The organism is Vreelandella olivaria (assembly GCF_023507745.1).
Lineage (GTDB): Bacteria > Pseudomonadota > Gammaproteobacteria > Pseudomonadales > Halomonadaceae > Vreelandella > Vreelandella olivaria_A.
Genome location: NZ_JALPZO010000123.1, coordinates 179,408 through 202,697, shown reverse-complemented (window position 1 = coordinate 202,697; position 23,290 = coordinate 179,408). Strand labels below are relative to the sequence as shown.

At 53.8% G+C, this 23,290-nt stretch carries 21 protein-coding genes; 15 read left to right on the top strand and 6 right to left on the bottom strand.

Annotated features, from left to right (window positions below; genetic code table 11):
* Window positions 1-22 precede the first annotated feature (22 nt).
* The 3 genes from HP566_RS14040 (at window position 23) to HP566_RS14030 (ending at window position 3,625) form a co-directional block, all read left to right on the top strand.
* Complete coding sequence (locus tag HP566_RS14040) at window positions 23-1,501, top strand: tripartite tricarboxylate transporter permease (RefSeq protein WP_249977890.1); 1,479 nt, start codon at window positions 23-25, stop codon at window positions 1,499-1,501.
* A 35-nt stretch (window positions 1,502-1,536) separates the two neighbouring features.
* Complete coding sequence (locus HP566_RS14035) at window positions 1,537-3,000, top strand: benzaldehyde dehydrogenase (protein ID WP_249977889.1); 1,464 nt, start codon at window positions 1,537-1,539, stop codon at window positions 2,998-3,000.
* Window positions 3,001-3,322: 322 nt separating this feature from the next.
* Window positions 3,323-3,625 carry an antibiotic biosynthesis monooxygenase family protein gene (locus HP566_RS14030; protein ID WP_249977888.1) on the top strand — a complete coding sequence of 101 codons (303 nt, stop codon included), beginning with the start codon at window positions 3,323-3,325 and terminating at the stop codon, window positions 3,623-3,625.
* A 331-nt stretch (window positions 3,626-3,956) separates the two neighbouring features.
* On the opposite strand, the gene HP566_RS14025 is transcribed toward HP566_RS14030, so the two are convergent.
* The 3 genes from HP566_RS14025 to HP566_RS14015 are packed head-to-tail and all read right to left on the bottom strand — an operon-like array spanning window position 3,957 to window position 6,922.
* A complete protein-coding gene (locus HP566_RS14025; protein ID WP_249977887.1) occupies window positions 3,957-5,249 on the bottom strand; it encodes an NAD(P)/FAD-dependent oxidoreductase in 1,293 nt (430 codons plus the stop codon).
* A 54-nt stretch (window positions 5,250-5,303) separates the two neighbouring features.
* Window positions 5,304-5,723 (bottom strand): RidA family protein, encoded by a 420-nt coding sequence (locus HP566_RS14020; protein ID WP_249977886.1) that lies wholly within the window; start codon window positions 5,721-5,723, stop codon window positions 5,304-5,306.
* Window positions 5,724-5,782: 59 nt separating this feature from the next.
* Window positions 5,783-6,922 carry a tyramine oxidase subunit B gene (locus HP566_RS14015; RefSeq protein ID WP_249977885.1) on the bottom strand — a complete coding sequence of 380 codons (1,140 nt, stop codon included), beginning with the start codon at window positions 6,920-6,922 and terminating at the stop codon, window positions 5,783-5,785.
* Window positions 6,923-7,177: 255 nt separating this feature from the next.
* On the opposite strand from HP566_RS14015, the gene HP566_RS14010 reads away from it, so the two are divergent.
* Window positions 7,178-8,011: a helix-turn-helix transcriptional regulator gene (locus HP566_RS14010; protein WP_249977884.1), complete on the top strand. Its 834-nt coding sequence runs from the start codon at window positions 7,178-7,180 to the stop codon at window positions 8,009-8,011.
* Between the two features lie 59 nt (window positions 8,012-8,070).
* Here HP566_RS14010 and menA read toward each other — a convergent pair whose 3' ends face one another.
* The gene (gene menA, locus HP566_RS14005) at window positions 8,071-8,997 is read right to left on the bottom strand and encodes a 1,4-dihydroxy-2-naphthoate octaprenyltransferase (protein ID WP_249977883.1); all 927 of its coding nucleotides are present in this window, start codon (window positions 8,995-8,997) and stop codon (window positions 8,071-8,073) included.
* A gap of 165 nt (window positions 8,998-9,162) precedes the next feature.
* On the opposite strand from menA, the gene HP566_RS14000 reads away from it, so the two are divergent.
* Genes HP566_RS14000 through menH form a run of 4 tightly spaced genes read left to right on the top strand, consistent with a single transcriptional unit; the run spans window position 9,163 to window position 13,507 of the window.
* Window positions 9,163-9,645, top strand: coding sequence for a DoxX family protein (locus tag HP566_RS14000; RefSeq protein WP_249977882.1), 483 nt, complete (start codon window positions 9,163-9,165; stop codon window positions 9,643-9,645).
* 46 nt (window positions 9,646-9,691) lie between these two features.
* Entirely contained in the window at window positions 9,692-11,017 is a 1,326-nt protein-coding gene (locus HP566_RS13995) for an isochorismate synthase (RefSeq protein ID WP_249977881.1), read from the top strand.
* A 5-nt stretch (window positions 11,018-11,022) separates the two neighbouring features.
* Entirely contained in the window at window positions 11,023-12,762 is a 1,740-nt protein-coding gene (menD, locus tag HP566_RS13990; protein WP_249977880.1) for a 2-succinyl-5-enolpyruvyl-6-hydroxy-3-cyclohexene-1-carboxylic-acid synthase, read from the top strand.
* Entirely contained in the window at window positions 12,749-13,507 is a 759-nt protein-coding gene (menH, locus tag HP566_RS13985) for a 2-succinyl-6-hydroxy-2,4-cyclohexadiene-1-carboxylate synthase (RefSeq protein ID WP_249977879.1), read from the top strand. The genes menD and menH overlap by 14 nt, the downstream gene beginning before the upstream one ends.
* A gap of 6 nt (window positions 13,508-13,513) precedes the next feature.
* Here menH and HP566_RS13980 read toward each other — a convergent pair whose 3' ends face one another.
* Complete coding sequence (locus HP566_RS13980; RefSeq protein WP_249977878.1) at window positions 13,514-14,983, bottom strand: anion permease; 1,470 nt, start codon at window positions 14,981-14,983, stop codon at window positions 13,514-13,516.
* Window positions 14,984-15,258: 275 nt separating this feature from the next.
* Between HP566_RS13980 and frdA the strand changes: the two genes are divergently transcribed.
* Genes frdA through HP566_RS13945 form a run of 7 tightly spaced genes read left to right on the top strand, consistent with a single transcriptional unit; the run spans window position 15,259 to window position 21,879 of the window.
* Window positions 15,259-17,046 carry a fumarate reductase (quinol) flavoprotein subunit gene (gene frdA / locus HP566_RS13975; RefSeq protein ID WP_249977877.1) on the top strand — a complete coding sequence of 596 codons (1,788 nt, stop codon included), beginning with the start codon at window positions 15,259-15,261 and terminating at the stop codon, window positions 17,044-17,046.
* Window positions 17,043-17,810 carry a succinate dehydrogenase/fumarate reductase iron-sulfur subunit gene (locus HP566_RS13970; protein ID WP_249977876.1) on the top strand — a complete coding sequence of 256 codons (768 nt, stop codon included), beginning with the start codon at window positions 17,043-17,045 and terminating at the stop codon, window positions 17,808-17,810. Before frdA ends, HP566_RS13970 begins: the two co-directional genes overlap by 4 nt.
* Before the next feature lie 11 nt (window positions 17,811-17,821).
* Window positions 17,822-18,217, top strand: a complete 396-nt coding sequence (locus HP566_RS13965; RefSeq protein ID WP_249977875.1) for a fumarate reductase subunit C — start codon at window positions 17,822-17,824, stop codon at window positions 18,215-18,217.
* Between the two features lie 2 nt (window positions 18,218-18,219).
* Entirely contained in the window at window positions 18,220-18,615 is a 396-nt protein-coding gene (gene frdD, locus HP566_RS13960) for a fumarate reductase subunit FrdD (RefSeq protein ID WP_425348198.1), read from the top strand.
* A gap of 46 nt (window positions 18,616-18,661) precedes the next feature.
* A complete protein-coding gene (gene menB / locus HP566_RS13955; RefSeq protein ID WP_249977873.1) occupies window positions 18,662-19,522 on the top strand; it encodes a 1,4-dihydroxy-2-naphthoyl-CoA synthase in 861 nt (286 codons plus the stop codon).
* Window positions 19,522-20,469: an o-succinylbenzoate synthase gene (gene menC, locus HP566_RS13950; protein ID WP_249977872.1), complete on the top strand. Its 948-nt coding sequence runs from the start codon at window positions 19,522-19,524 to the stop codon at window positions 20,467-20,469. The genes menB and menC overlap by 1 nt, the downstream gene beginning before the upstream one ends.
* Window positions 20,470-20,487: 18 nt before the next feature.
* The gene (locus tag HP566_RS13945; RefSeq protein WP_249977907.1) at window positions 20,488-21,879 is read left to right on the top strand and encodes an AMP-binding protein; all 1,392 of its coding nucleotides are present in this window, start codon (window positions 20,488-20,490) and stop codon (window positions 21,877-21,879) included.
* Between the two features lies 1 nt (window position 21,880).
* Here HP566_RS13945 and HP566_RS13940 read toward each other — a convergent pair whose 3' ends face one another.
* Window positions 21,881-23,290 (bottom strand): amidase, encoded by a 1,410-nt coding sequence (locus tag HP566_RS13940; RefSeq protein WP_249977871.1) that lies wholly within the window; start codon window positions 23,288-23,290, stop codon window positions 21,881-21,883.

The window sequence follows — 23,290 nt, the reverse complement described above, 5'->3', positions numbered from 1 at the left end:
ATTATTTTAATAGGCGATAATTATGATTGGCGCATATCTTGAAGTCTTTTCGCTATCCGGAGTCATGTGGGTGCTTATCGGCACTGTGGTGGGGATACTGATTGGCTCGATACCAGGTTTATCCGGTGCGATGGTGATCGCGCTTACACTGCCGATGACGTATTACATGCAAGCAACAGATGCTCTTATACTGCTGGTTGCTATGTACATTGGCTCCACAACAGGTGGTTTAATCAGCGCTACCTTGATGCGAATGCCAGGCACTGAGTCGGCCATCATGACAACACTAGATGGCTTTCCTATGGCGCAACGAGGCGAACCAGCACGTGCTCTAGGACTTGGTGTTATTGCTTCTTTTCTAGGTGGCATGTTCGCATGGCTGGTGTTAACGACGTTATCGCCACTGCTTTCGACTCTGGCGGTACGGTTCGGCCCCTATGAAATTTTTGCCATGACCGTGGTGGCTCTTACACTCATTGCTGCTATTTCCAAAGGAAGTTTCCTGAACGGACTTCTTGCTGCGGCGCTTGGTGCTTTGTTTGCGTTACCTGGCATTGACCCTATCTCCGGGTCGCTAAGGCTAACATTTGGTATCGCAGAGTTAGACAATGGTTTTAACCTGTTGCCCGTTATGTTGGGTCTTTTAGTGTTGGGTCAGGTAATGCTCGATAGTGGTACGAAAAATGAAAGAGCTGTCCAGAAAGCCAACAGCTCTAATAAAGTCACCTTTAGTGCCAAAGACTTTAAAGAAAACCGTTGGAACTTTGTCAGATCTTCTGTGATCGGTACCTGGATTGGCATTCTTCCAGGTATTGGGGGAACGACGGCCTCAATTGCTTCCTATTCCGTTGCTAAAGGGTTTTCAAAGAACTCCTCAAAGTTCGGCAGTGGTTGCAGTGAAGGTATTGTCGCCGCTGAGTCCGCTAATAATGCTGGAACCGTGGGGTCTCTGGTGCCACTGATTACCCTGGGAATACCTGGTTCAGTAGTTACCGCTATTCTTTTAGGGGCGATGGTAATGCATAATTTGAATCCCGGCCCTCTCTTATTTGTTCAAAATCCGGGAGTCGCCTATACCATTATTGCAGGTGTACTGTCAGCCAACATTATTATGTTAGTGGTTATGTGGTTTGCTACACCATTGATTGCTCGCATGATGTATGTTGACAAGGCTTGGCTGTTACCGCCCATTATTATTTTCTGCTTTATCGGCGCATACTCCGTATCCGGCCGATTTTTTGACGTGATCGCGATGAGCGGCTTTGCTTGTTTAGGCTATATCATGGCGCGCGCAAAAGTTCCGCTTGGTCCATTTATCATTGCCTTTATTCTGACGCCGATGGCGGAAGAGAATCTACGTAGCGGGTTAGTTGTATATGGCAGTAGTTATTTACCTCTGCTGACGCGACCAATACCACTGTTTTTCATCGTTATCTCTATTGTGACAGCAGTATGGGCAGTCTGGTCTGAAATTTCTCAAACTCGAAAAATAAAACTCTAGTTTATCGCGCAGAGACGCTAAAAGGAGAAACTACAATGAATAAGTTCTTTTGCACGAAAACGTTCAGTAACAAGATCTACCTCAATAACTGGCGTGAATCCACTGGTGGCATCAGTGAAGTGGTTGAGCCCGCAACAGGTAATGTTTTAGCTAAGATTGCGCTAGGAAGTGGTGATGACATTTGCTCAGCCGTTACGGAAGCAAAGAAGCAGCAATCCCATTGGGCTGACCTACCGTTTGATCAGCGAGGTAAGATTTTACGCCGGGCCGCAGAGCTGATTCTCCAACACAGGGATACGTTTATCGAGTGGAATATTCGCGAGTGTGGCTCTATTGCGCCTAAAGCTGAAGCTGAGCTTCATGCTACCCATGAGCAACTAAACATGGCGGCTGCCATGACGATGCAGCCTGATGGGATGACCTTACCCTCTACAATCCCTGGGCGACGTAACACCTGTCGGCGTGTTCCATTAGGTGTTGTCGGTGTTATCACACCTTGGAATTTTCCGCTGCTGCTAGCCATGCGTTCAGTGGCACCGGCGCTAGCAGTGGGCAACAGCGTCGTCTTAAAACCGGATACGCAGAGTGCGATAACAGGAGGTTTACTTATCGCTCGGCTTTTCGAAGAGGCAGGGCTACCTGCTGGCGTTCTGCATGTTCTACCTGGTGGCGCTGAAGCTGGTGAAGCGTTAGTGGAGCATCCACTGACGGCCATGATTTCCTTCACCGGTTCGACCAGCGTAGGCAAAAAGATAGGCAGAACATGTGGAGAGTTACTTAAAAAGTCAGCCTTGGAACTGGGGGGGAATAATGCATTCATCGTGCTTGGTGATGCAGATATTGAAGCGGCATCCTCCCATGGTGCTTGGGGGGCCTATCTCCATCAGGGGCAAATCTGCATGCAGTCTGGTAGGCATTTCGTTCACGAGAGCGTTGCAGAGGAGTATATCCTCCGCTTAACTGAACGTGCAGAGCGTCTTAGAATAGCGGATCCATACCTTGGTGCTTCAGATATTGGACCGTTAATTAACGCTAGCCAGCTTGAAAAAATTAATAGGATTATCGCGTCGTCCGTAGACGCCGGTGCTAAGGTAGTCACCGGTGGTCATAGCCATGGCCAGTTTTTCCGGCCCACTGTACTAAGTAATGTTCATATCAACATGCCTGCTTGCCAGCAGGAGTTATTTGGCCCGGTAGCGCCAGTGATCACGTTTTCTAGTGAGGATGAACTGGTAGACATGATTGCAGCTTCACCCTACGGGCTGGCAGCGGCTATTCACTCACGCTCCATTGGTCGCGCTATGAGACTTGCTGAGAGGATCCCCGCAGGCATGATTCATATCAATGACCAAACTGTTAATAATGAGTTTCATGTTCCTTTTGGTGGTTTCGGAGATTCAGGGAACTCAGGACGGTTTGGAGGTCCTTCTAACCTAGAAGAATTTACGCAGTCCCAATGGGTTAGCGTGATGGACACCCCGGTTACCTATCCTTTCTAGAGACACGCTGCTTTTTCAAAATGACCACAAATGCTTAATTAATAGGTTTGTGGTCTTATTCTTGTAATCTTCTACAAGAGATGTTGTGAAAAATATAGCTACTGTCGCTAGCCTTAAGCTTTCTACCTCATTCGCAGTAGAGATGGGTGTTGCGGTGTTGGCGGGAGTAAATCGCGCGTAACCTAAATGGATTGAGGAAGACCTGCTATACGGGACCCTGACGGTTGAGGGCTATTCGTCGTTAAAGCATGGCGTTACCATCAGGTCAGCGTAAGCGACGCAGTGTCGCTATGTACTGTGATCAGCCATCAGGAGAGTAACGATGTATATCGCGATGAACCGTTTTCGGATTGCCCCTGGCCGTGAAGAGGATTTTTTAGCGGTGTGGCGTAACCGTGATTCCCACCTGGATGAAGTGCCGGGCTTCAAACAGTTCCAAATGCTGCAGGGCGAAAGTCAGGAAGACCATACTGTGTTCATTTCCCATAGTGTCTGGGAATCAGAAGAGGCGTTCCGCGCTTGGACCAGGTCAGACGCGTTCCGTAAGGCGCATGCCAATGCCAAATCGCCGGAAGGTATTTACCTCGGGCCGCCCAAGTTTGAAGGCTATGAGGTGGTGCTATAAATGATTGAACCTATCATCATTGGTTGAGAAAACGAGCGGTCATTTATGCTGTATCAAACCGGTATTTTTTTATGCGCTAAGTAATATGGGGGGAGTATACCCCCCATCTATCATCGAAAGGCTTAACCTGGTTTACATCCGGCTCAAATAAGCCATATTTCCTATAGAATTTACCCATAGCCGCAATGGCTGGTACTCGCAATAGTGAAGGTTATTTGCGTCATTTCGAGGCTGGCGCATTATGCTGGAAGCTCCTGCCTGGGGATTCTTGCAGCTGTTGAGATACAGTATATTTGTATGTTCCTCCTCTGGGTAATACAAAGCGCCAACGCTAGAACCGATCGAATCGATAGGGGCTAGGATCAACGATTGGGTTTTCGTTCAAAATAATATCTGCGGCTAGCTGCCCCGCCGCAGGCCCTGTTCCAAAGCCATGACCGGAAAATCCAGTCGCAACCGTAAGCCCAGGAATCGTTTGGATATGATCAATGACTGGCGTGGAGTCCGGTGTTACATCGATTAAACCTGCCCATGATTCTTCTATTTCGGCGTTTTTAAATATTGGCCAGGCGTTAATCGTGTTATGCATGGCATCCTTTAGCAGGCCATGATTTACTTTTGGTTCCTGCACACGGGTGTGTTCGAAAGGTGTGTGTTTATCCCCATGCCAGCGGCGAACAGTTTTCAAGTCCCTAAAGAACTCTTTACCAAAAGAGATGTTCAGCGCATCACGACCAACACAGAGCTGCTGGGTAAATTTCATACCGATTTTTAAGTGATCCAGCGTAAGCGGTGCGTCAACTTTTCCGCGCTGCATAATGATGAACCCACCCTCTTGATGCTTGCGAAAAGAGAAGTCTGGCCCGCCAACAGCGATATCAGTGGGGCCTTCGATGGGCTTGGTTCGCAGCACAGAGGCGACCACGGGGAGCGTGGGTAAGGACACCCCATGATTGCCCAGAAAACGGCGCGACCAGGCGCCACCCGCGAGGAGAGCCTGGTCGCACTGAATTTCTCCACGCTCTGTGACGACACCACTGACATTACCAGCAGCCGTAGTAAGCATTCGTACAGCGCACCCTTGAACCAAAGTAGCACCCTTTTCTATAGCGGCCTTAGCCATGGCACTGGTCGCAAGAGCTGGCTCCCCGCGCCCATCGGAAGGGGTATAAATTCCACCCTTCCAATCGGCTTTGCCACCGGGCACCAATTTGTCTATTGCTTGTGGGCTCAAGAGCTTGGAATCTAGTTCCAGCGCGCCTACAGACTTAAGCCAGCTTTCGTGCAGTGCCATTTGTTCGGCGGTCTTCGCTAAGAACATAATGCCCGCTTGCTTATAGCCCACATCATCACCAATGCGCCCGGGCATGTGGTCCCACAGGGTGTCGGCTGCAATCGCCAACGGGACATCATTCGCATGGCGGCTGGTCTTACGTATCCAGCCCAAGTTGCGTGAAGATTGTTCTCCAGCGATGTGGCCTTTTTCGAGTAGTACCACTGGGATGTTGCGCTCGGCCAAAGTTAACGCCGCAGAAATGCCGATGATGCCGCCGCCAATGATGACGACCGAGGTAGACTTGGGTAACTCGTCTCGCGTTGTAATGGGAATGAGTGTTTTCGTCATAGCAAGACTCCTAAATAGCGACCAGCGACGGATATCGGCTCGGCACACTGCTTGTTACGTAAGGTTGATCTCTTCCACCGTTGCCTTGGAGGCGCCACGGTAGGCAGTGACTTCAAGCTCCACTTTGTAGTCAGTAGAGCCAAGCGGTGGACACGTGACCGTAGTGGCGGGGTTGGCCCCCCGAAACTTAGTACCGATAAACTCCATAACCGCAGCAGTATCTTGTGGGTTTTGGATAAATACGCGAGACATCACCACGTCCTGAAGAGAGGCATCGACACTGGCCAGCGCATGCTCAATATTGCTGAACACTTGCTCGGCCTGCTCAATCACATCGTCTGGCATTACTTTTGTCTGCGGATTACGTCCCGCTGTATTTGAAACAAATATCCAGTTCTCTAAAGCGACCAAACGGGAATAACTGGCTATCTCCTCATACGGAGAGCCTGTTTTTACTTTTACAATGCTGTTCATGGCGTTGTCCTGAACTGAGAGGAATAGCGGCCAAGAAATAGGCCGCGAATATAGGCTGGTTAACGGAGAGTGGGCGTTTCCCAAAGGTTCAACTTCACACCAATCCCTTGTTCAAGGGCGTTGTGGTAAACTTTGGTTGCCCACGCCACGTCCTCAGTTGGCAAACCGCCCACTGACAACACAATGATTTCGTCATCATTTTTACGACCTGGCGCATCACCTGCCGCAATAGCACCCAGGTCTTCGAGCTGTTCTTTGATTATCAGACCTTCGTCGATCATGTCCATAAAACGACAGCCTATGATGGGGATGTACCTATGGGCGGGCTTTGGTGCTTCTTCATGCCAGGCTTCGTATAAACCGATGTTGTCCAGCACTTTACGAACGTCGTTTTTCTCCAGTTCCTCATCAAATCGACAGTAGGCTGGCATGGAGATGAATGCGCCAGGTTTTACCCACTCCCGCTTTATAATGGGGTAAGTGGACACATCACCGGTTTCACCCGAGTTGCAGTAGGTCACAATATCCGCGTCACAGACCACGTCTTCGAGGGAATCGACGACGTGAACATTGATGATTTGTGGGAAGGTTTGGTTTACCCAGGTAAGAAAACTATCAAGGCTTTCCTGGCCACGACCTTTTACCTTAAGAGTGTCGATATCAGGACATGCTGCCATAAAGGCTGCTATAGAGGTTTTACCCATAACACCCGGCCCAAGAAGGCCAATCACTTTAGAATCTTTTCGAGCAAGATAACGCGCGCCTACCCCAGGTACTGCTCCCGTTCGATAAGCAGATAGCAAGTTTGCCGACATATGTGCCAGGGGAGCACCGGTCTCCACATCGTTGAGCGTAAACATCAAGATCGAACGTGGCAGGCCTTTCTCGCGGTTCGCGATGTTGGAGCCATACCACTTTACGCCGCAGGTTTGGTAGTTACCGCCTAGGTAGGCGGGCATTGCCATTAGACGACGGTCCGAAGTGTGGCGAGGCATGGTTGGAATAACTGGGTTTTCTGGGAAAGTTATCATTGCACCGTGGGAGTCATTGTTTGGCCCTGCCATGCGATAGTCGCCTCTATGTAGCAACACAAACATTTCTTCCATGCTGTCTACACAGCGCGGCATGTCGGTTACGCCCGCTTTGATCATGTCGGGCTCGGAAAGATAAATAAAATCGATTTTGCTATTCTCTGACATGGCAATCACCCTATTGGTCTTGGACGGTTTTTCTCGTCTATCCACGGTATACAACCGTCATCATGCAGGCTGATAACCGCCTGCAACTGCTCTCACTATGGGCTCGATGTTTTTCAACAGGCGTTTTCAAAATAGGGAGATAGGTACTGGGCGTATTGTATTTTTGCGACAAGACTAAAAGTCTTTAGCAGCCGCTGAAACTGGTATCTTTCTTGCTGGCTGACAGGTATCTGCTCTTTTCCATCAGGTACCATCATGCTCAACGGAGCTGTTGTCAGTTGTCTAAAGGGGATTCGTTCAAAACAACCATGGCTGGTTCTAACCGCTGCACAGAAGTTTTCTGTTGCTGGCTCAAACAACCCTGCCATTTCGCATTTTTACAGCTTCGAAAAAAGCCCATCGGCCCAAGCAACGATGGCTATTCCGGATGGCTGTATAGACATTCTTTTTGATTGCGATGCGAGTAGCCCAAAGGCGGAAGTATTTGGGACACCGATGGTGGCTATTGATATACACTTGGAGTGCCAGCATCGTTACTTTGGTGTGCGCTTTGCGTCGAGCATTATCCCAAATTGTTTGAAGCTATCTGCAGAAGAGCTGGTTGAGCATCAGTTCAGCCTGCAGGAAGTTATTCCTCATACAGATCAACTGTTTGAAGCAGTAGTAGAGGAGGCAGACTTCGCTGCTCAAGTCGCTTCATTTCAGCAATTTTTCGAAAACAAACAAGCTCGCCAACTGTCACCTTTAACCCAAGCCATCGTACGCTTCACGGGTGAGCGGCAAGGCAATGTTCGTATTGACGAATTAGCCGAATTAACAGGCTACTCTACGCGGACTATTCAGCGTCAATTTCGAGCGGATATGGGCATGTCCCCGAAAGCATTTGGGCGTATTATCCGCTGTCAGTCGGCTGTCTATATCATTAATCATCGCAATCAAGTGACCTTCTCCGATATGGCGTTTGAGCTAGGGTTTAGCGATCAGCCCCACTTTTTAAAGGAGTTCAAAAAGCTGGTCAGCGCGACGCCTATGTCGTACCAACACTGTGTTAGGCAGCAAACCTATCTTGATAGAATTCAGTCTTTTTGAACCAATAGAGTCCATTGCCTTATGAAAATGCCTCTAAAATGTGCATTGAAGTGGGCGGTTTAAAACAGTGCCAAACCAATGGACAGCAGCACACTGTAAAGCAGTGTTGAGATGGCCGTTTTCTTTAGCATGCCGGTCAGGGTGGCGCCGTCATGGGTACGGTTCAATGCTCTGGCAGCATCAATCAGTGGCTTGGCCACCAGTAGACAGCCCCACCCCGCTAGAGGGGCTGGCAGCACCACCAGATAGATCAGGGTGAGCAGCAGTGCCAGCCCCAGTAATGACCAGTGGTATCTGATCGCGTTGGCGCGGCCCAGCCGCACTGCCAGGGTGATCTTGCCATTGCGAGCGTCGCTTTCAATATCCCGTACGTTATTGACATTAAGTACGGCGGTTGCCAGCAGCCCACATGACACAGCGGGTAGAAACGGCAGCCCGCTTAACTGCTGTGTGTGCAGGTAGTAGGTGCCTATGACACCGAGTAACCCGAAAAACAGAAAGACGGCAATATCCCCTAACCCCCGATAACCATAAGGTGTACCCCCCAGCCCAACGGTATAGGTCACCGCGGCCAATAAAGAGGCAGCGCCAAGTAGCAGGAAGGTGAGAATGTGTCCCCATTGATTGCCAAAGGCGGTCAGCAGCAATAACAACCCAAACAGCGCAGCCGCTATTGCTGTTATTACCATGCCTTTACGCATGGCCCCAGGGCTAAGTAGGCCTGAAGAGACTGCCCGAACAGGACCTATGCGTGCGTGATCGTCAGCCCCCGTAGCTGCATCACCGTAATCGTTGGCCAGATTCGAAAGTATCTGGAGTGCGATGGCGGTTAATAGCGCCAGCAACAGCACTGCGGGATTGAATGCCTGGGCGTTCGCCGCAAGGCCGGTTCCCAGCAGAATCGACGCACACGCCAGTGGCAAGGTACGGGGGCGAGCTGCTAACAGCCAGGCATGGGATTGGCGTTGCTTGACGAATTGTTCCATTACATCAATATCCTGTTGATTACACGTGGTAAATGTAGGGTAAGTAGCAGACAACATAAAACATGCAAATATGTATAATTAAGTGCTAAAAAGTAGACCTGAGTCAAAAAATTTATCATCGCCCTACTACACACTTCGATCCCCCTGACACCAGGAGTTTACGTGATGATTGGAAACTTATTTAGACAAAACAAATATGCAGCGGTAGTGTGGTTACTCCTCCGGCTCTATTTAGGCATTACCTGGCTGACGTTAGGTATTGGTAAGGTAACCGGCGGGTTCAATGCGGAGGGTTTTTTGAGCAATGCGGTGGCGAACCCGGTGATGCGGGAAGGGAGCATGGTATACCCTAACTATGTGGCCTTTCTGGAAAGCTTCGCCTTGCCCTATGCGGATGTGATTAATGTGGTTATCCCGCTAGGAGAAATTCTGGTTGGTCTTGGTTTGATCGTTGGCGTACTGACCTCCTTTGCTGCCTTTTTTGCCATTGTGATGAACATGTCCTTTTTGATGGCGGGTACGGTGTCCACTAATCCGTGGATGATTGCGCTGACCTTCTTTTTGCTGGTTGCAGGCGCTAATGCTGGCCGCTTTGGCGGAGATCGTTGGGTTCTACCTTATATTAAGCAGAAACTACGACGCTTTTGATTATTGTGACGCGCCATCGTAGATACGGTTGGCTGATAGGCGAATTATGCAATCCATCGACCCTGTTGGGGGGCTCAAGCATCAGCTTGATACACTTAGTGAAACGTCCAGAAAGGGGTTTATTCGCTTAACAACCTCCTGCCAGGTTGATTGTCTGCTGGGTTGGCTGAGTGGGCAAACTGTGTTCCCTCGCTTCTATTGGCAAGCGCGTGACAGCAGGGGGGGCGATTATGCTGCGTTGGGAGCGGTTAAAGCGTTTGATTCGCTAACGGCGCTGCATACTGATATTGCCGCGTTATCTGGTTATGGCGGTGAACAGCCGGACTACGTGGGGGGCATGGCATTTGATGCCTCTGCGCCAGGATGGCAGCACTTTGGCGGCTGCCATTTTTTCCTGCCACGGATAGAGCTTAGGCGTCACCAGGAGGAGGTGTTATTCACACTCAACCTGCGTTTTGATGACCGCTGCCCCGATACAGAAATAGCCCAGGCCCGCGCCTGTTTAAACGCGCTGCTGGAAGAACAGTCGTTACCTTACTTGTCACCCCATAGTTATCAGCGTGAAGACAGCCCTTCAAAGTCGTCGTGGGCGGCGTGGGTGGCCAAGGTCACGCATCCCGACCACCTGTGTCATACACCCAAGGTGGTGCTTTCCCGGGAGACGCGTCTGACAACACCGGAGACGCCAAGCCCCTGGGCGCTATTATCGCGCTGGCAGGCAGGCGCTGTTGACTGCTTCCATTTTGGTATCCAGTTGACGTCGCAAGAGGCGTTTATTGGCTGTCCGCCGGAGCAGCTCTATCGGCGGGAAGGTCAGCACCTGATGACCGAAGCGTTGGCAGGAACGACGCGCCGTGTGCATGATGCCCTGCAAGATGAAAGACTTGCTGCTGAGTTGCTGGCAGATACGAAAAACACCTTGGAGAATCAGTGTGTCTACCAGCATATCCTGACGCAGCTTGAACCGCTTGCCCACCATGCCCACCTGGGCGAGGCGCATATTGTTAAGCTGCGCTCTGTGCAGCATATCCGCCGCTTGATTCATGCTGAGCTACAGGATGGTGTTACCGATCAGCAGTTGTTGGAAACCTTGCCTCCTACACCTGCGGTAGGCGGTGTGCCCCGTGCTGCGGCGATGGACTTTATTCGCCAGCACGAGCGCCATCAACGGGGCTGGTATGCTGGTGTGGTTGGCCGGATTAGTCAGGCAAGCAGTGATTTGGCCGTCGCCATACGCTGTGCTCATATCACTCCTGGGGTGATGTGCCTTTATGCCGGTGCAGGCATCGTGGCTGGCTCCCGGCCTGACGAAGAGTGGCATGAACTGGATGCCAAAATCGCTGATATTATGTCGCTGTTAGGGATGGGATAACGTAAATGACGGCACCAGCGTCGAATGATTTTGCGCTACATCATGCCACCTTTAATCATGTGTGGGCGGCATTAATGCTGGAAGAGTTCTACCGCCTGGGGCTGCGTGATGTAGTGCTGGCGCCAGGGTCTCGCTCATCCCCTTTGACCATGGCGGCCAGTGAGCATGCCGGGCTACGTTGCCACTGTCACTTTGATGAGCGGGGGCTGGGGTTTATGGCGCTCGGCATTGCGCGGGGAAGCCAACGTCCGGTTGCTATCATCACCACCTCAGGCACTGCTGTTGCGAACCTCTATCCAGCGGTTGTGGAAGCCAACCTGCTGGGCGTACCACTGTTGATACTCTCTGCTGATCGTCCTCGGGAGTTGCTGGATAACGGCAGTAATCAGGCCATCGACCAGCGGGATATCTTTGCGCGTCATACCGTTTTACATCACGATCTGCCGCCTCCCGGTCCTGAGATGAAAGCTGCATTCCTGCTCAGTACTATTGATCAGGCGGTCATGCAGCAGCGTCGTACCCCTGGGCCTGTGCATTTTAATTGCCGTTATCGCGAGCCTCTTTATCCCACTGGCGAGGAGGTCGATGCTACCCGCTATCTCGCTCCTCTGGGGAGCTGGTTGGCCGGTTTAACGCCATGGAGCGACTGGTTTCCGGGCGCTGCCAAACCCGCCTATCAGGCTGCGTGGGATGAGTTTACCCAACAGCGTGGCATTATCATTGTAGGATGCATGGATGACCCGCATCAGGCCCAGCGGGTCGTTGAGCTATCCCAGTGGTTGGGTTGGCCGTTGTTGGCGGATCTACAGAGTCAGGTGAGGTTCGACCCCCACAGTCTTATCCATGTGGATCTGGCGCTACAGGATGCATGCGTTACCAAAGAGTTAGCGCGGGCAGCGGTGCTGCTGCAGTTTGGCGGGAGGTTGATTTCCAAACGGCTGACCCGGTTTATTGCCCAGCATCCGTGGCAGGATGTCTGGTTTGTTGATCCATTGCCTCATCGTCTTGATCCTGATTACTGCATTAAACGCCGACTGACATGCCAGCCAGCCGATTTTATTGATGCTCACCCGCTCCGTGGTGAACAGATGCCCTGGCATCGACTCCCGCACCTTCTGGGCCGAACGGGTAAGTTGGTCGAAGAGCGGTGTGCTGCGTTCTCTGAGTTGGGGGTATGCCACCAGCTATCACAGCTAGCCGAAGGGCAATTGTTCGTGGGTAATAGCATGCCAGCCAGGCTGATGAATATGCTGGGAAAACACCGCTCAGCCCCGTTACAGGTGTTTGCCAATCGTGGTGCCTCCGGTATTGATGGTCTGATCGCGACTGCCTATGGCATCAGCTGCACCAGCCCACAGCCCACGACTATCGTGCTGGGAGACACCAGCGCACTGCATGACCTTAATAGCCTGGCGTTGTTAAAGCAGGCTACTCAACCTCTGGTGGTCGTCATTCTGAATAATGATGGTGGCAGTATTTTTCATATGCTGCCGGTACCTGAAGAGGGGGAGTTGCTGGAGCGCTATTTCCGCCAGCCTCATGGGCTGAGCTTCGAACATGCGGCCATGCTGTTTGGGCTTGATTATAAAGCACCCGACTCCCTGGAGGGGTTCGTTGAGGCTTATGCCCATGCCTTACAGGCGGACGTTACGCTGATAGAGATTAAAGTGCCCCACCAACAGGTTGCTGACGATCTTGCCGCATTAGGGGCGGAGCTGAGCAGGAACTGTGATGATGAGTGGTAAGCGCGAACAGAAGCCGCCTACCTTAGTCATGCTGCATGGTTTGCTGGGTGATCGAGACGACTGGCTGGAAGTGATCGAAGGCCTGGAAGGTGTGCACTGTCTGGCACTGGACTTGCCTGGGCACGGCCAGAACCAGCAAGTGCAGGTAGACTCTTTCGAGGCGTTTCATCACTGGCTTAATGAGGTATTGGCGAATGACGGCGTGACTCGCTACTGCCTGTTGGGTTACTCCCTGGGCGGGCGCCTGGCACTTTACCATGCCAGCCGGAACCCCGAAGGCCTTGAAGCGCTCTGGCTGGAGAGCGCCCATCCAGGGCTACCCGTCGGCGAGCGAGCGGCACGTATCGGCCATGATGACCGATGGGCAACCCGCTTCGAACAGGAGCCGCTGGCTAGTGTGCTGCGTGAATGGTATCAGCAGCCTGTCTTTGCCGACCTGACCGAAGCCCAGCGTGCCCGACAGATTCAGCGTCGTCTGGAGAATGATGGGCCTGCTGTTGCAAAGATGCTGCGGGCAACGTCCTTGGGCTGTCAGCCGTCGCAATGGCAATGGTTAGCAAGTGCATCGTTACCGGTGTGCTACTTGTCAGGCCAACGGGATGCCAAGTTTAGTGCCCTGGCATCCCGTTTGGCTGCTGTGGCCCCCCGCTTACGGCATATCACGTTGACGGGAGGGCACAACCTTCATTCTGAGCATCCAAAGACCATTTCGCAGCAGCTCAACGCTTGGTATGACCCCTTTTAAGAACCATTAGTAAAATAGCATTAGCCACGGAAGACCAATGACTAGCCAAGCCACCAGGAAGATGAGTCCGAAAATTGCCCCAAGGCGCCAGAAGAGCGCGCTGGGCAGGTAGCCGCTGCCGTAGTACACCGGGCTTGGCCCTGTGCCGTAAGGAGTGAGAATGCCCATAAAGCCGAGCGTGGGCAGCAGTAGCAGCACAAACAGCTGCATATCCAGGCCAGGGATGCCCGAAGCCGCCGCCAAAATAACAGGCAGCAGGGCGGTAACGTGCGCTGTAATACTGGCAAAAAAGTAGTGCAGGGCGTAGAACAGCACGGTCAGCGCTACCATGGCGACTGTTGGGTTAAAGTGGCTTATCTGTCCGCCCACTACATTGCCGAACCAACTGACGAAACCCACCTGACTCAGCCCGCCTGCCAGCGCTACCAGGGTGGCAAACCATACAAAGGTATTCCAGGCGGCATGGTTATTGAGAATATCGTCCCACGTTACAATGCCCGTTAGCAGCATGCCGCAGATCACTACCAGCCCGACCAGCGAGGCGGAAATAATACCGCCACCAAAAATCCACAGTAGTAGAGCGGTGACCACCATAAACACCAGCAGTATCTCGTTGCGTGTGGGCACACCCAGCTGTTTCAACTCGTCCCGGGCCCAGTCGGAGATTTCGTGGCCAGCCTTTACTTCCGGTGCGCATAGCCAGTAGCACAGCAGCGGAACCAGAAGCAGCAGCAGAATGCCCACCGGTGCTACCGCCATAAACCACTGCCCCCAGTTGATGGTAATACCGGTTGCACTCTCGGTGAGAGCGATTGCCAGCAGGTTAGGTGCCAGAGCGGTTAGAAATAGCGAACTGGTCACGCAGGTAGAGGCCAGCGCTGTCCACATTAAAAAGCTACCCATACGCTTCATGCTGGGGTCGTTGGGGTGGGAATCATAAAGCGGAGGCAGGTTGCGAATCACCGGGTAGATTGTACCCGCACTGCGCGCTGTGTTGGATGGCGTAAAGGGGGCAAGAATGGTATCCGAGATCATCACTGCATAGCCCAGTGTCAGGGTACGTTTGCCCATGGCATGCACCAGCCATAACGAGATTCTCCGCCCCAGGCCGGTTTTCTCGTACCCCAGGGCGAACATAAAGGCGCCGAAGATTAGCCACACTGTCGAGTTGGTAAATCCCGAGACTGCCCATGAAAACGCTTGACTGGCAGGGTTAAACCCCTCTGCCGCCAACTGCTCGGGAGAAAAAAGTACCCAACGGGAGAGTAGTGCTACCAGGGTGACGCCAACCAATCCGACGACGGCACCGGGTAAGGGCTCAAGAATTAAACCTACGACACAGCCGAGAAAAATAGCGAAGAAGTACCAGGCGTGTGGTGCGACCCCCGCGGGTGTGGGTATCAACGCAACGATAATCGTGATGACTAACGGCGCTAACAGCTTCCAGCGCGGTGAGGATTGAGCATTGTTGTTCATGCTACACCTCTCTTATTTGCTAAGCTGATTTTTGTTACTCGGTGGACAGAGTCCTGCCAAGCGGTGGGTAGTGGCTAATTTGAAGAGTAAGTCGTGTGCCACTAGGGTAAAAGCAATACCAGCCCAATTTTCCCTTTTCTTGATATGTATCAATAGACCTTTGGACTAATGCGTAGGGGTGGCTGCGGGTGTGGTAAGTTCAACTATAAAAGACACGATGCCACAAGAGTGTCGTGAGTAACGCCATCCGGCCAGCCTGAGGGAAGGAGCTTGTCATGCAGCAGCGAGATTTTGATATCGTCATTGTGGGCGGCGGGGGAGCGGGCTTGCGCGCTGCTATTGGTGCTGCCGAACAGGCCAGGGAGCAAAATACACCTCAACGTATTGCGCTGCTGTCCAAGGTTTACCCCATGCGCTCCCATACGGTGGCAGCCGAAGGGGGGGCGGCCGCTGTCACCAGCGCTGAGGATACCCATCAGGCACACTTTGATGACACAGTATCCGGTGGCGACTGGCTGGTTGAGCAGGGCGTGGTGGATTATTTCGTGCATCATGCCTACCAGGAACTGGTGCAGATGGAGCGCTGGGGGTGCCCCTGGAGCCGTAAGGAGGATGGTCAGGTGCAGGTGCGCCGCTTCGGGGGAATGAAAACCGCCCGGACATGGTTTGCCGCCGACAAAACTGGCTTCCATATGCTGCACACCCTGTTTCAAACCTCGCTGAAATATCCTGAAATTGAGCGCTTTGACGAGTACTTTGTGCTTGATCTGGCCGTTCATGAGGGCGCTGTGATCGGGGTGATTGCACTCCAGGTGGCGACGGGAGAACTGACACTGCTGCGCGCCAAGGCCGTGGTGATGGCGACCGGGGGCGCCGGGCGGCTGTTTCGCTTTAATACCAATGCGGGCATCGTGACCGGTGATGGCATGGCCATGGCCTACCGCCATGGCGTGGCGCTGCGGGACATGGAGTTCGTTCAATACCACCCCACTGGGTTGCCCGGCTCCGGCATTTTGATTACCGAAGCGTGTCGCGGTGAGGGAGGTATTCTCTTAAATAAGGATGGCTATCGTTATCTGCAGGATTACGGCCTGGGGCCGGAAACCCCGCTTGGCAAGCCGGAAAACAAATACATGGAGCTAGGGCCACGCGATAAACTTTCCCAGGCATTCTGGCAGGAACAGCAGGCTGGTCGCACCGGCAAGTTTGGGGATAGCGACGTGGTCTACCTTGATCTGCGCCACTTGGGTGAGACCTACATTCTTGAGCGCCTGCCATTTATCTGTGAGCTGGCCAAATCCTATATCAATGTTGATCCGGTAAAAGAGCCGATCCCCATCCGACCGGCGGTACACTACACCATGGGTGGGATTGAAACCGATCCTCAATGTGAAACGTCTATTGCCGGGCTTTATGCCGCAGGAGAGTGTGCCTCGGTGGGCCTGCATGGTGCCAACCGGCTGGGCTCTAACTCGCTGACTGAGCTGCTGGTATTTGGCCGCCTGGCTGGCGAGCAGGCCAGCCAGCGGGCAGCGCAAACGGAGTGGGCTGATAGTCGTCTGCTGGAGGCTCAGGCCGACCTTCAACAAGCCGCACTGGCACGCCTGTGTGATGGTGAGGGCAGTAGTGAGTCCTGGGTGGACCTTAAGCACGCCATGGTGCAGGCCATGGAGAGCGGTTGTGGTATTTACCGTACCGAAGAGAGCATGCAGCAGGCGCTGAACACGATTCGCCAGTTACGGGCTCGTTTCAATAACATTCGTGTCAACGATACAAGCAAGGTATTCAATACCGAGCTGCTGGAATGCATTGAGTTGGGGTATGGCCTGGATATTGCCGAGGCTTCGTGCCTGGGGGCGCTGGAACGCCGTGAATCCCGTGGTGCCCATCAGCGCCTGGATGAAGGTTTACAAGTTCGGGATGACGTCAACTACCTTAAGCACAGCCAGGTTTTCTATCGGGGGGATGCTCATGCCGAGCTGCGCTGGCAGGACGTTGATACCCGTTTCTCTGCACCGGCTGAACGGGTTTATGGTGATGCGGCCAAGGGGGGCAAGGCATGAGTACTGACCATCTCCAAACTAATCATTTCCAAACCAAGCACATTAGCGTCAAGCGCTACCTGCCAGACAGCAGCGCCGAGCCATATTGGCAGCAGTATGAGCTGCCGGTTGATGACAGCACCTCGTTGCTGGATGCCCTTAACCATATTAAAGAGCAGCTTGATAGCACGCTGAGCTACCGCTGGTCCTGCCGCATGGCCATTTGTGGCTCCTGCGGTGTGATGGTCAATGGCATTCCCAAGCTGGGCTGTAAAACCTTTCTGCGTGATTACGAGGGCGAGATTCGTATTGAGCCGCTATCCCACTTCCCCGTGCAGCGGGATCTGGTGGTGGATATGGAGATATTCCTTGAACACCTGGCAGCGGTTAAGCCCTACCTGATCGACGATAACCCGGTCAAACCCTATGACCCGAAAGCCCCGGAGACCTATCAGCAGTCCCCCGAGCAGCTTGCCCGCTACAAGCAGTTCGCCAACTGCATTAATTGCGGGCTTTGCTACTCGGCCTGCCCGCAGTTTGGGCTCAACCCTGAGTTTCTTGGCCCTGCCGCATTAACGCTGGCGCACCGTTACAACCTGGATAGCCGCGACCATGGCACAAAACAGCGGATGACCGAGCTGAATCGCCATGAGGGGGTCTGGAGCTGTACCTTTGTTGGCTTTTGTTCAAAGGTGTGCCCAAAACACGTAGACCCGGCGGCGGCGGTTAATCAGAGCAAAGTGGAGTCCGCCAAGCATACGCTGATTGCACTTTTCAAAGGGTAGGAGAGAGGATCATGGATAAATCGACATTACAACGCCTACCGCCGCTAAAACGTACCTGGTGGCTTAAACATCGTTTTTTTAAGCTCTATATGGTGCGCGAGGCCACGGTACTGCCGTTGGTATTTTTCATCCTTTGCCTACTGGCTGGTATGATCTCCCTGCTTCAGGGCCCAGATAGCTGGCAGGGGTGGGTAGCCTTTATGGGGGCGCCCATTGTGCTCTTGCTGAATCTGTTGGCGTTAATAGCCAGCCTGTTCCATGCGGCCACCTTCTTCGTGTTATTTCCACGGGTAATGCCGCTACGCATTGCGGGGCGCAGCTTGCCTGATCAGGCAATTGTCGCTGGGCAGTGGGCCGGAGTGCTGGTGGTAGCGCTGCTGTTTCTCTGGTTATTTGGGAGGGCATGAACGTGAACAAACCAAGCGTGAGTCAACACGATGCGCACCGTCGGCAAGCCTATGATGAACCCCTCTGGTGGGGGCTGTTTAGTGCTGGTGGGGTCTGCTTTGCGGTGATTATGCCCGCTGTTATTCTATTTATTGCTGTGTTACTGCCCCTTGGCCTGCTGCCCGCTGAAGCGCTGAGCTATGAGCGGGCATCGGGATTACTGTTTAGTATTCCCGGCTTGCTGTTTATTGGTGCGGCGGTCTGCTTACCGCTGTTCCATGCTGCTCATCGCCTACGCCACGGCCTGTTTGACCTGAGCCTGGGCAACGATACCCTTAATAAAAAGGTGATGTATGGCCTGGCAGCACTACTGAGCCTTTTGGCGCTGGGCATGGTAGTGGCGGGTATGCTGAATTAGATAACCTGCTGTATAGCAGACGCCCCTGACAGAAAAAGAGATTGGCATGATCAACGGACTCACTGAAACGGAACTCTACGCTTCTATCGAGTGGCAGGATCACTCAAGTGGTTATCAGGATATTTTGTATCACACATCGAGAGAGGGGATTGCACGCATCACCATCAACCGTCCTGAGGTACGTAATGCATTTCGTCCTCGGACGGTGAGCGAGATGATCCAGGCGCTTGGCCGGGCTCGTCATGATAGTGCCATTGGCGCCATTCTATTGACGGGAGCGGGTGACAAGGCCTTCTGTTCCGGCGGTGACCAGCGCATTCGCGGCGACTATGGTGGCTATCGGGATGATGAAGGCACTCATCATCTGAATGTTTTGGATTTCCAGCGTGATATTCGCACCTGCCCCAAACCGGTGGTCGCTATGGTGGCGGGATACGCAATTGGTGGCGGTCACGTGCTGCATATGATGTGTGATCTGACCATTGCCGCCGATAACGCTGTCTTTGGGCAGACAGGTCCCAAGGTAGGCTCCTTCGATGGTGGGTACGGCGCCTCCTATATGGCACGTATCGTAGGCCAGAAAAAGGCCCGTGAAATCTGGTTCCTGTGCCGTCAATACAGCGCCGCCCAGGCGCTGGAGATGGGGCTGGTGAATCATGTGGTTCCTATAGCGGAGCTGGAAAAAGAGAGTGTTCGTTGGTGCCGGGAAATGCTCCAGCATAGCCCAATGGCGTTACGCTGTTTGAAAGCCGCATTGAACGCCGATTGCGATGGTCAGGCCGGGTTGCAGGAGCTGGCGGGTAATGCCACCATGCTCTATTACATGACCGAAGAGGGCCAGGAAGGGCGTAACGCCTTTAACGAGAAACGTCGTCCGGACTTTTCACGCTACCCGCGTAATCCTTAATGACGCTGGCGCTTTACCGTTACTCCTTGCCGTTGCGCCAGCCACTGTCGTTTAAAGGGCATCGGCTGACACACCGCCGGGGCCTGTTGGTATCCATCAACGCTCAGTGGGGGGAGATTGCGCCTCTGCCGGGCTTTTCCCTTGAAACCCTGGCGGAGGCGGAGGCCGAAAGTCTGGCATGCCTTATGGCCTTGGAGCGGGGCGAAAAAAGAACGCCAACACTTCCCTCAGTGCAGTTTGGCTTTGACTGTGCGCAGTACCGATGGCCAACCAGCTTCCCTGTTCCCTTCACACCCTATCCACTGCTCCAGGGCGCCCCTCTGGAGCTTATGGATGCTCTGGACAGTATCGTGGCTGGCTGGGGGGCTGCTCCGCCGTTGCGTCTCAAACTGAAGGTGGCGCGCTATAGCGCAGAGGATGAGCTGGCGCTGATTACCCGTTTAGCGCTGCGGTTACCCGCCGTTAAGCTGATTCTGGATGCCAACGGCGGCTGGAGCCGTGACGAGGCACAGCGCTTTTGTCAGCGCCTCCCCCTTGAGCAAATTGATTACCTGGAAGAGCCCTGTGCTGACTTTACAGACTCCATCGCCGTTGCAGAGGCCACTGGAGTGAATATTGCCCTGGATGAAACGTTATCGCGTGGTGTGGATTGGCCGCATCATCCAGGTATTGCTGCTCTGGTGATCAAGCCAACACTGATAGGCGCTTTTAGCACTTGCGAGGCGTTGATTCACCGAGCCATGGAAAATGACTTGCGTGTCGTGCTTTCATCGAGTTTCGAGTCTGATCTGGGCTTGGGGCTGCTTGCCCGGCTGAACAGTGAGTGGGCGCCCAATGAGCCGCCGGGTCTGGATACGGGGCACTGGCTTACCGAGCGCGTTACCACTGCCATGGGGGACGTGATAACCGATAGCCTGCGCTGTCTCTATCGAGTCCCGGAGCCATAGCAAGGAGAGTTTCGCGTGATGCAAACCTGCCCCATCCACTACTGGGCTAAAGAGGCCCCTGAGCATATTGCGATAGAGGCTGGCTCGGTGCGTCTTGGTTATCGAACGCTCGATCGTCGTGTGGCTTCTTTGGTACAGCAATTGGCCCGTGAAGGCTTCGTACCCGGTGACCGCTTGATGGTGCCTGCCAAAGGGGCGCTGCACTCCTTGCTGCTGGCATGGGCCTGCTTGCGGGCGGGTATCATCTTTTGCCCACTTAATCCCGCTTTTCCTGTTGCTCAGCAGCAGGCGCTGGCTAAGCGTCTGCTGGTTGCCCGCGTTTGCCAGCCGGAGAGCGGTCTACGTTACTCCTCTGACCTGACACCTATCACCCTCGACTTTTGGGCGGAAGCCGATGTCGGTGAGCCCCCAGTGCTTGATGGCAGCCAACGGTGTAACACCATTTTTACTTCCGGCTCCAGCGGCACACCCAAGGCGGTGCTACACCGTGTGGCGAATCACTTGGCTTCTGCGCGCGGTTCGGCATCGTTTATCCCCGTTGATCATGAGAGTGGCTGGTTGCTGTCGCTACCGTTGTTTCATATTGGGGGCTATGCGATTCCGTTTCGCGTTTTCCTTGCCGGGGGGCGGGTTATTCTTGATGACGCCCCCCACTCGCTTTCTGACCGCCTGTCACAACAGTCGATTACTCACCTGTCGCTGGTGCCCACGCAGCTTTGGCGACTGCTGCGCGCAGGCTTTCACCCCCAGCGCTCTCAATTGCGGGAATTGCTGTTAGGTGGGGCGGCGATTCCTGCTCCGTTAGTGGCTGAGATGACACACCTTGGGCTGACGCCGAAGGTCAGCTATGGGTTATCCGAAATGTCCAGCCAGGTGTGCACCGGAGTACCTTCTGCGCCAGGCGTTGTGGGCAGGCCACTGCCGGGCCGGGAGGTGAGGGTGGTGGAGGGGGAAATTCAACTACGTGGGGAGACACTGTTTTGCGGCTATCTGGATAACGGTGCACTTGATCCTGCTGTGAACGATGAGGGCTGGTTTGCCACCCGCGATAAAGGGCATTTCAATGCCGATGGGGAACTGGTGGTTGAAGGCCGGCTTGATAATCGCTTTATTTCCGGGGGAGAGAATATCCAGCCGGAAAGCATCGAGCAGCGGTTAGTCAACTATCCTGGCGTGGCTCAGGCGCTGGTGGTGCCAGTGCCGCATCCTGAATGGGGAGAGCGCCCGGTCGCTTTTATTGATAAGCAGGCAGATAGCGTGACCACCCAGGCGTTGGAGGCCTGGGTGCGCGAGGCATTGCCCGGCTTTATGGTGCCTAATGCCTGGCTGCCCTGGCCTGCTGATGTGGGGTTTAAGCCTTCCCGCAAGCAGTTTGCTGAGTTGGCGCTACGGCAGATCAACCCACAGTAGCTCACGCATATGGCGGTGCCACTCTCGGTGGTGTTAACGGCGGTAAACAGCGCTCCAGCAGGTGGGCTGCATGCAATACCTTGAGATCCTGGTATTTACCTGCCACCAGATGCAGACCTACCGGTAAACCCTGGTCGTCCAGGCCACAGGGAAGTGAAGCAGCGGGCTGCTGGGTAAGGTTGAACGGGTAACTAAAGGGTGTCCAGTCCATCCAGTCCCTGTAGGGGCCTTCTGGCGGTACGTTATGGCCCGCCTTAAAGGGAGCGATAGGCATGGTAGGGGTAACCAGCAGGTCGTAGCGTTTATGAAACGCTGCCATATGGGCGGTCAGTTCGCTACGTTCACGCCGGGCGGCAAGATAAGCAGAAAGCGACACATCCTGCCCACGCCGGGCGATATCCAGGAACCCAGGGTCAAGCTGTGAACATTGCTGCTCATCAAGCCGTTCAAGGGCCTGGGTTGCGCCTGCAAACCAGAGGGTATTAAAGGTCTTGAGTGGATCGCTGAATCCAGGGTCGATACGCTCAACCGTTGCCCCCAGGGCTTCTAAATGGGCAATGGCCTGCTCTACCTGCTGGGCTATATCCGGCGCGACCTCTACATAGCCAAGGTTGGCGCTAAAGGCAATACGCCAACCGTGAAGATTGCTGGGTGGCGGGGTTAGCCAGTCGGGGGCGCGAGGGCTTCCCGAGTAGCCATCCCGGGCATCGGGCTGTGCTATCACGCTTAACATTAAAGCGCTGTCAGCGGCAGTACGGGTCATAGGCCCCAGGTGGGAGAGTGTGCTCATGGCACTGGCTGGCCATTGCGGCACCCAGCCAAAAGTTGGTTTGATACCAAAGGTACCGGTAAAGCTGCACGGGATGCGAATGGAGCCGCCCGCATCGCTGCCCTGGTGAAGCAACCCAAGGTTAAGAGCAGCCGCTGCACCCGCACCACCAGATGATCCGCCTGGGGTGAGATCAGTGTTCCAGGGGTTGCGGGTAATACCATGTAAGGGGTTATCAGTGACGCCTTTCCAGCCAAATTCCGGAGAGGTGGTTTTGCCGATCACGATAGCCCCGGCATTGCGCAAATGGCGAGTGATCGGGGCATCCAATTCCCAGGGGCCGTCAGACGAGGTAGTGGTTGACCCCATGCGTGTCGGCAGGCCTTGGGTCAGCGTCAAATCCTTAATCGTGACCGGTACACCATCCAGCGGCCCGCAGGGGGCTCCTGCCTGCCAGCGCCGTGCGGATTCGGCCGCCAGACGACGGGCGTCATCATTTACGCAGGTAAAGGCATTGATGGCAGGGTTATCACGTGCAATGCGCACCAGGCAGTCATCAATGAGCGCCTCCGGCGAAAGAGAACCCTCGCTGAAACCGGTTAATGCCCCAACGGCAGTCAGTGTTTCGAAGGAATCCGCCAT

What these genes read in the sequence shown, in the direction of transcription:
- HP566_RS14040 (WP_249977890.1), top strand. Translation starts at nt 23, where the DNA reads ATGATTGGCGCATATCTTGAAGTCTTTTCGCTATCCGGAGTCATGTGG.
- HP566_RS14035 (WP_249977889.1), top strand. Translation starts at nt 1,537, where the DNA reads ATGAATAAGTTCTTTTGCACGAAAACGTTCAGTAACAAGATCTACCTC.
- HP566_RS14030 (WP_249977888.1), top strand. Translation starts at nt 3,323, where the DNA reads ATGTATATCGCGATGAACCGTTTTCGGATTGCCCCTGGCCGTGAAGAG.
- HP566_RS14025 (WP_249977887.1), bottom strand. Translation starts at nt 5,249, where the DNA reads ATGACGAAAACACTCATTCCCATTACAACGCGAGACGAGTTACCCAAG.
- HP566_RS14020 (WP_249977886.1), bottom strand. Translation starts at nt 5,723, where the DNA reads ATGAACAGCATTGTAAAAGTAAAAACAGGCTCTCCGTATGAGGAGATA.
- HP566_RS14015 (WP_249977885.1), bottom strand. Translation starts at nt 6,922, where the DNA reads ATGTCAGAGAATAGCAAAATCGATTTTATTTATCTTTCCGAGCCCGAC.
- HP566_RS14010 (WP_249977884.1), top strand. Translation starts at nt 7,178, where the DNA reads ATGCTCAACGGAGCTGTTGTCAGTTGTCTAAAGGGGATTCGTTCAAAA.
- menA (WP_249977883.1), bottom strand. Translation starts at nt 8,997, where the DNA reads ATGGAACAATTCGTCAAGCAACGCCAATCCCATGCCTGGCTGTTAGCA.
- HP566_RS14000 (WP_249977882.1), top strand. Translation starts at nt 9,163, where the DNA reads ATGATTGGAAACTTATTTAGACAAAACAAATATGCAGCGGTAGTGTGG.
- HP566_RS13995 (WP_249977881.1), top strand. Translation starts at nt 9,692, where the DNA reads ATGCAATCCATCGACCCTGTTGGGGGGCTCAAGCATCAGCTTGATACA.
- menD (WP_249977880.1), top strand. Translation starts at nt 11,023, where the DNA reads ATGACGGCACCAGCGTCGAATGATTTTGCGCTACATCATGCCACCTTT.
- menH (WP_249977879.1), top strand. Translation starts at nt 12,749, where the DNA reads ATGATGAGTGGTAAGCGCGAACAGAAGCCGCCTACCTTAGTCATGCTG.
- HP566_RS13980 (WP_249977878.1), bottom strand. Translation starts at nt 14,983, where the DNA reads ATGAACAACAATGCTCAATCCTCACCGCGCTGGAAGCTGTTAGCGCCG.
- frdA (WP_249977877.1), top strand. Translation starts at nt 15,259, where the DNA reads ATGCAGCAGCGAGATTTTGATATCGTCATTGTGGGCGGCGGGGGAGCG.
- HP566_RS13970 (WP_249977876.1), top strand. Translation starts at nt 17,043, where the DNA reads ATGAGTACTGACCATCTCCAAACTAATCATTTCCAAACCAAGCACATT.
- HP566_RS13965 (WP_249977875.1), top strand. Translation starts at nt 17,822, where the DNA reads ATGGATAAATCGACATTACAACGCCTACCGCCGCTAAAACGTACCTGG.
- menB (WP_249977873.1), top strand. Translation starts at nt 18,662, where the DNA reads ATGATCAACGGACTCACTGAAACGGAACTCTACGCTTCTATCGAGTGG.
- menC (WP_249977872.1), top strand. Translation starts at nt 19,522, where the DNA reads ATGACGCTGGCGCTTTACCGTTACTCCTTGCCGTTGCGCCAGCCACTG.
- HP566_RS13945 (WP_249977907.1), top strand. Translation starts at nt 20,488, where the DNA reads ATGCAAACCTGCCCCATCCACTACTGGGCTAAAGAGGCCCCTGAGCAT.
- HP566_RS13940 (WP_249977871.1), bottom strand. Translation starts at nt 23,290, where the DNA reads ATGGCGGATTCCTTCGAAACACTGACTGCCGTTGGGGCATTAACCGGT.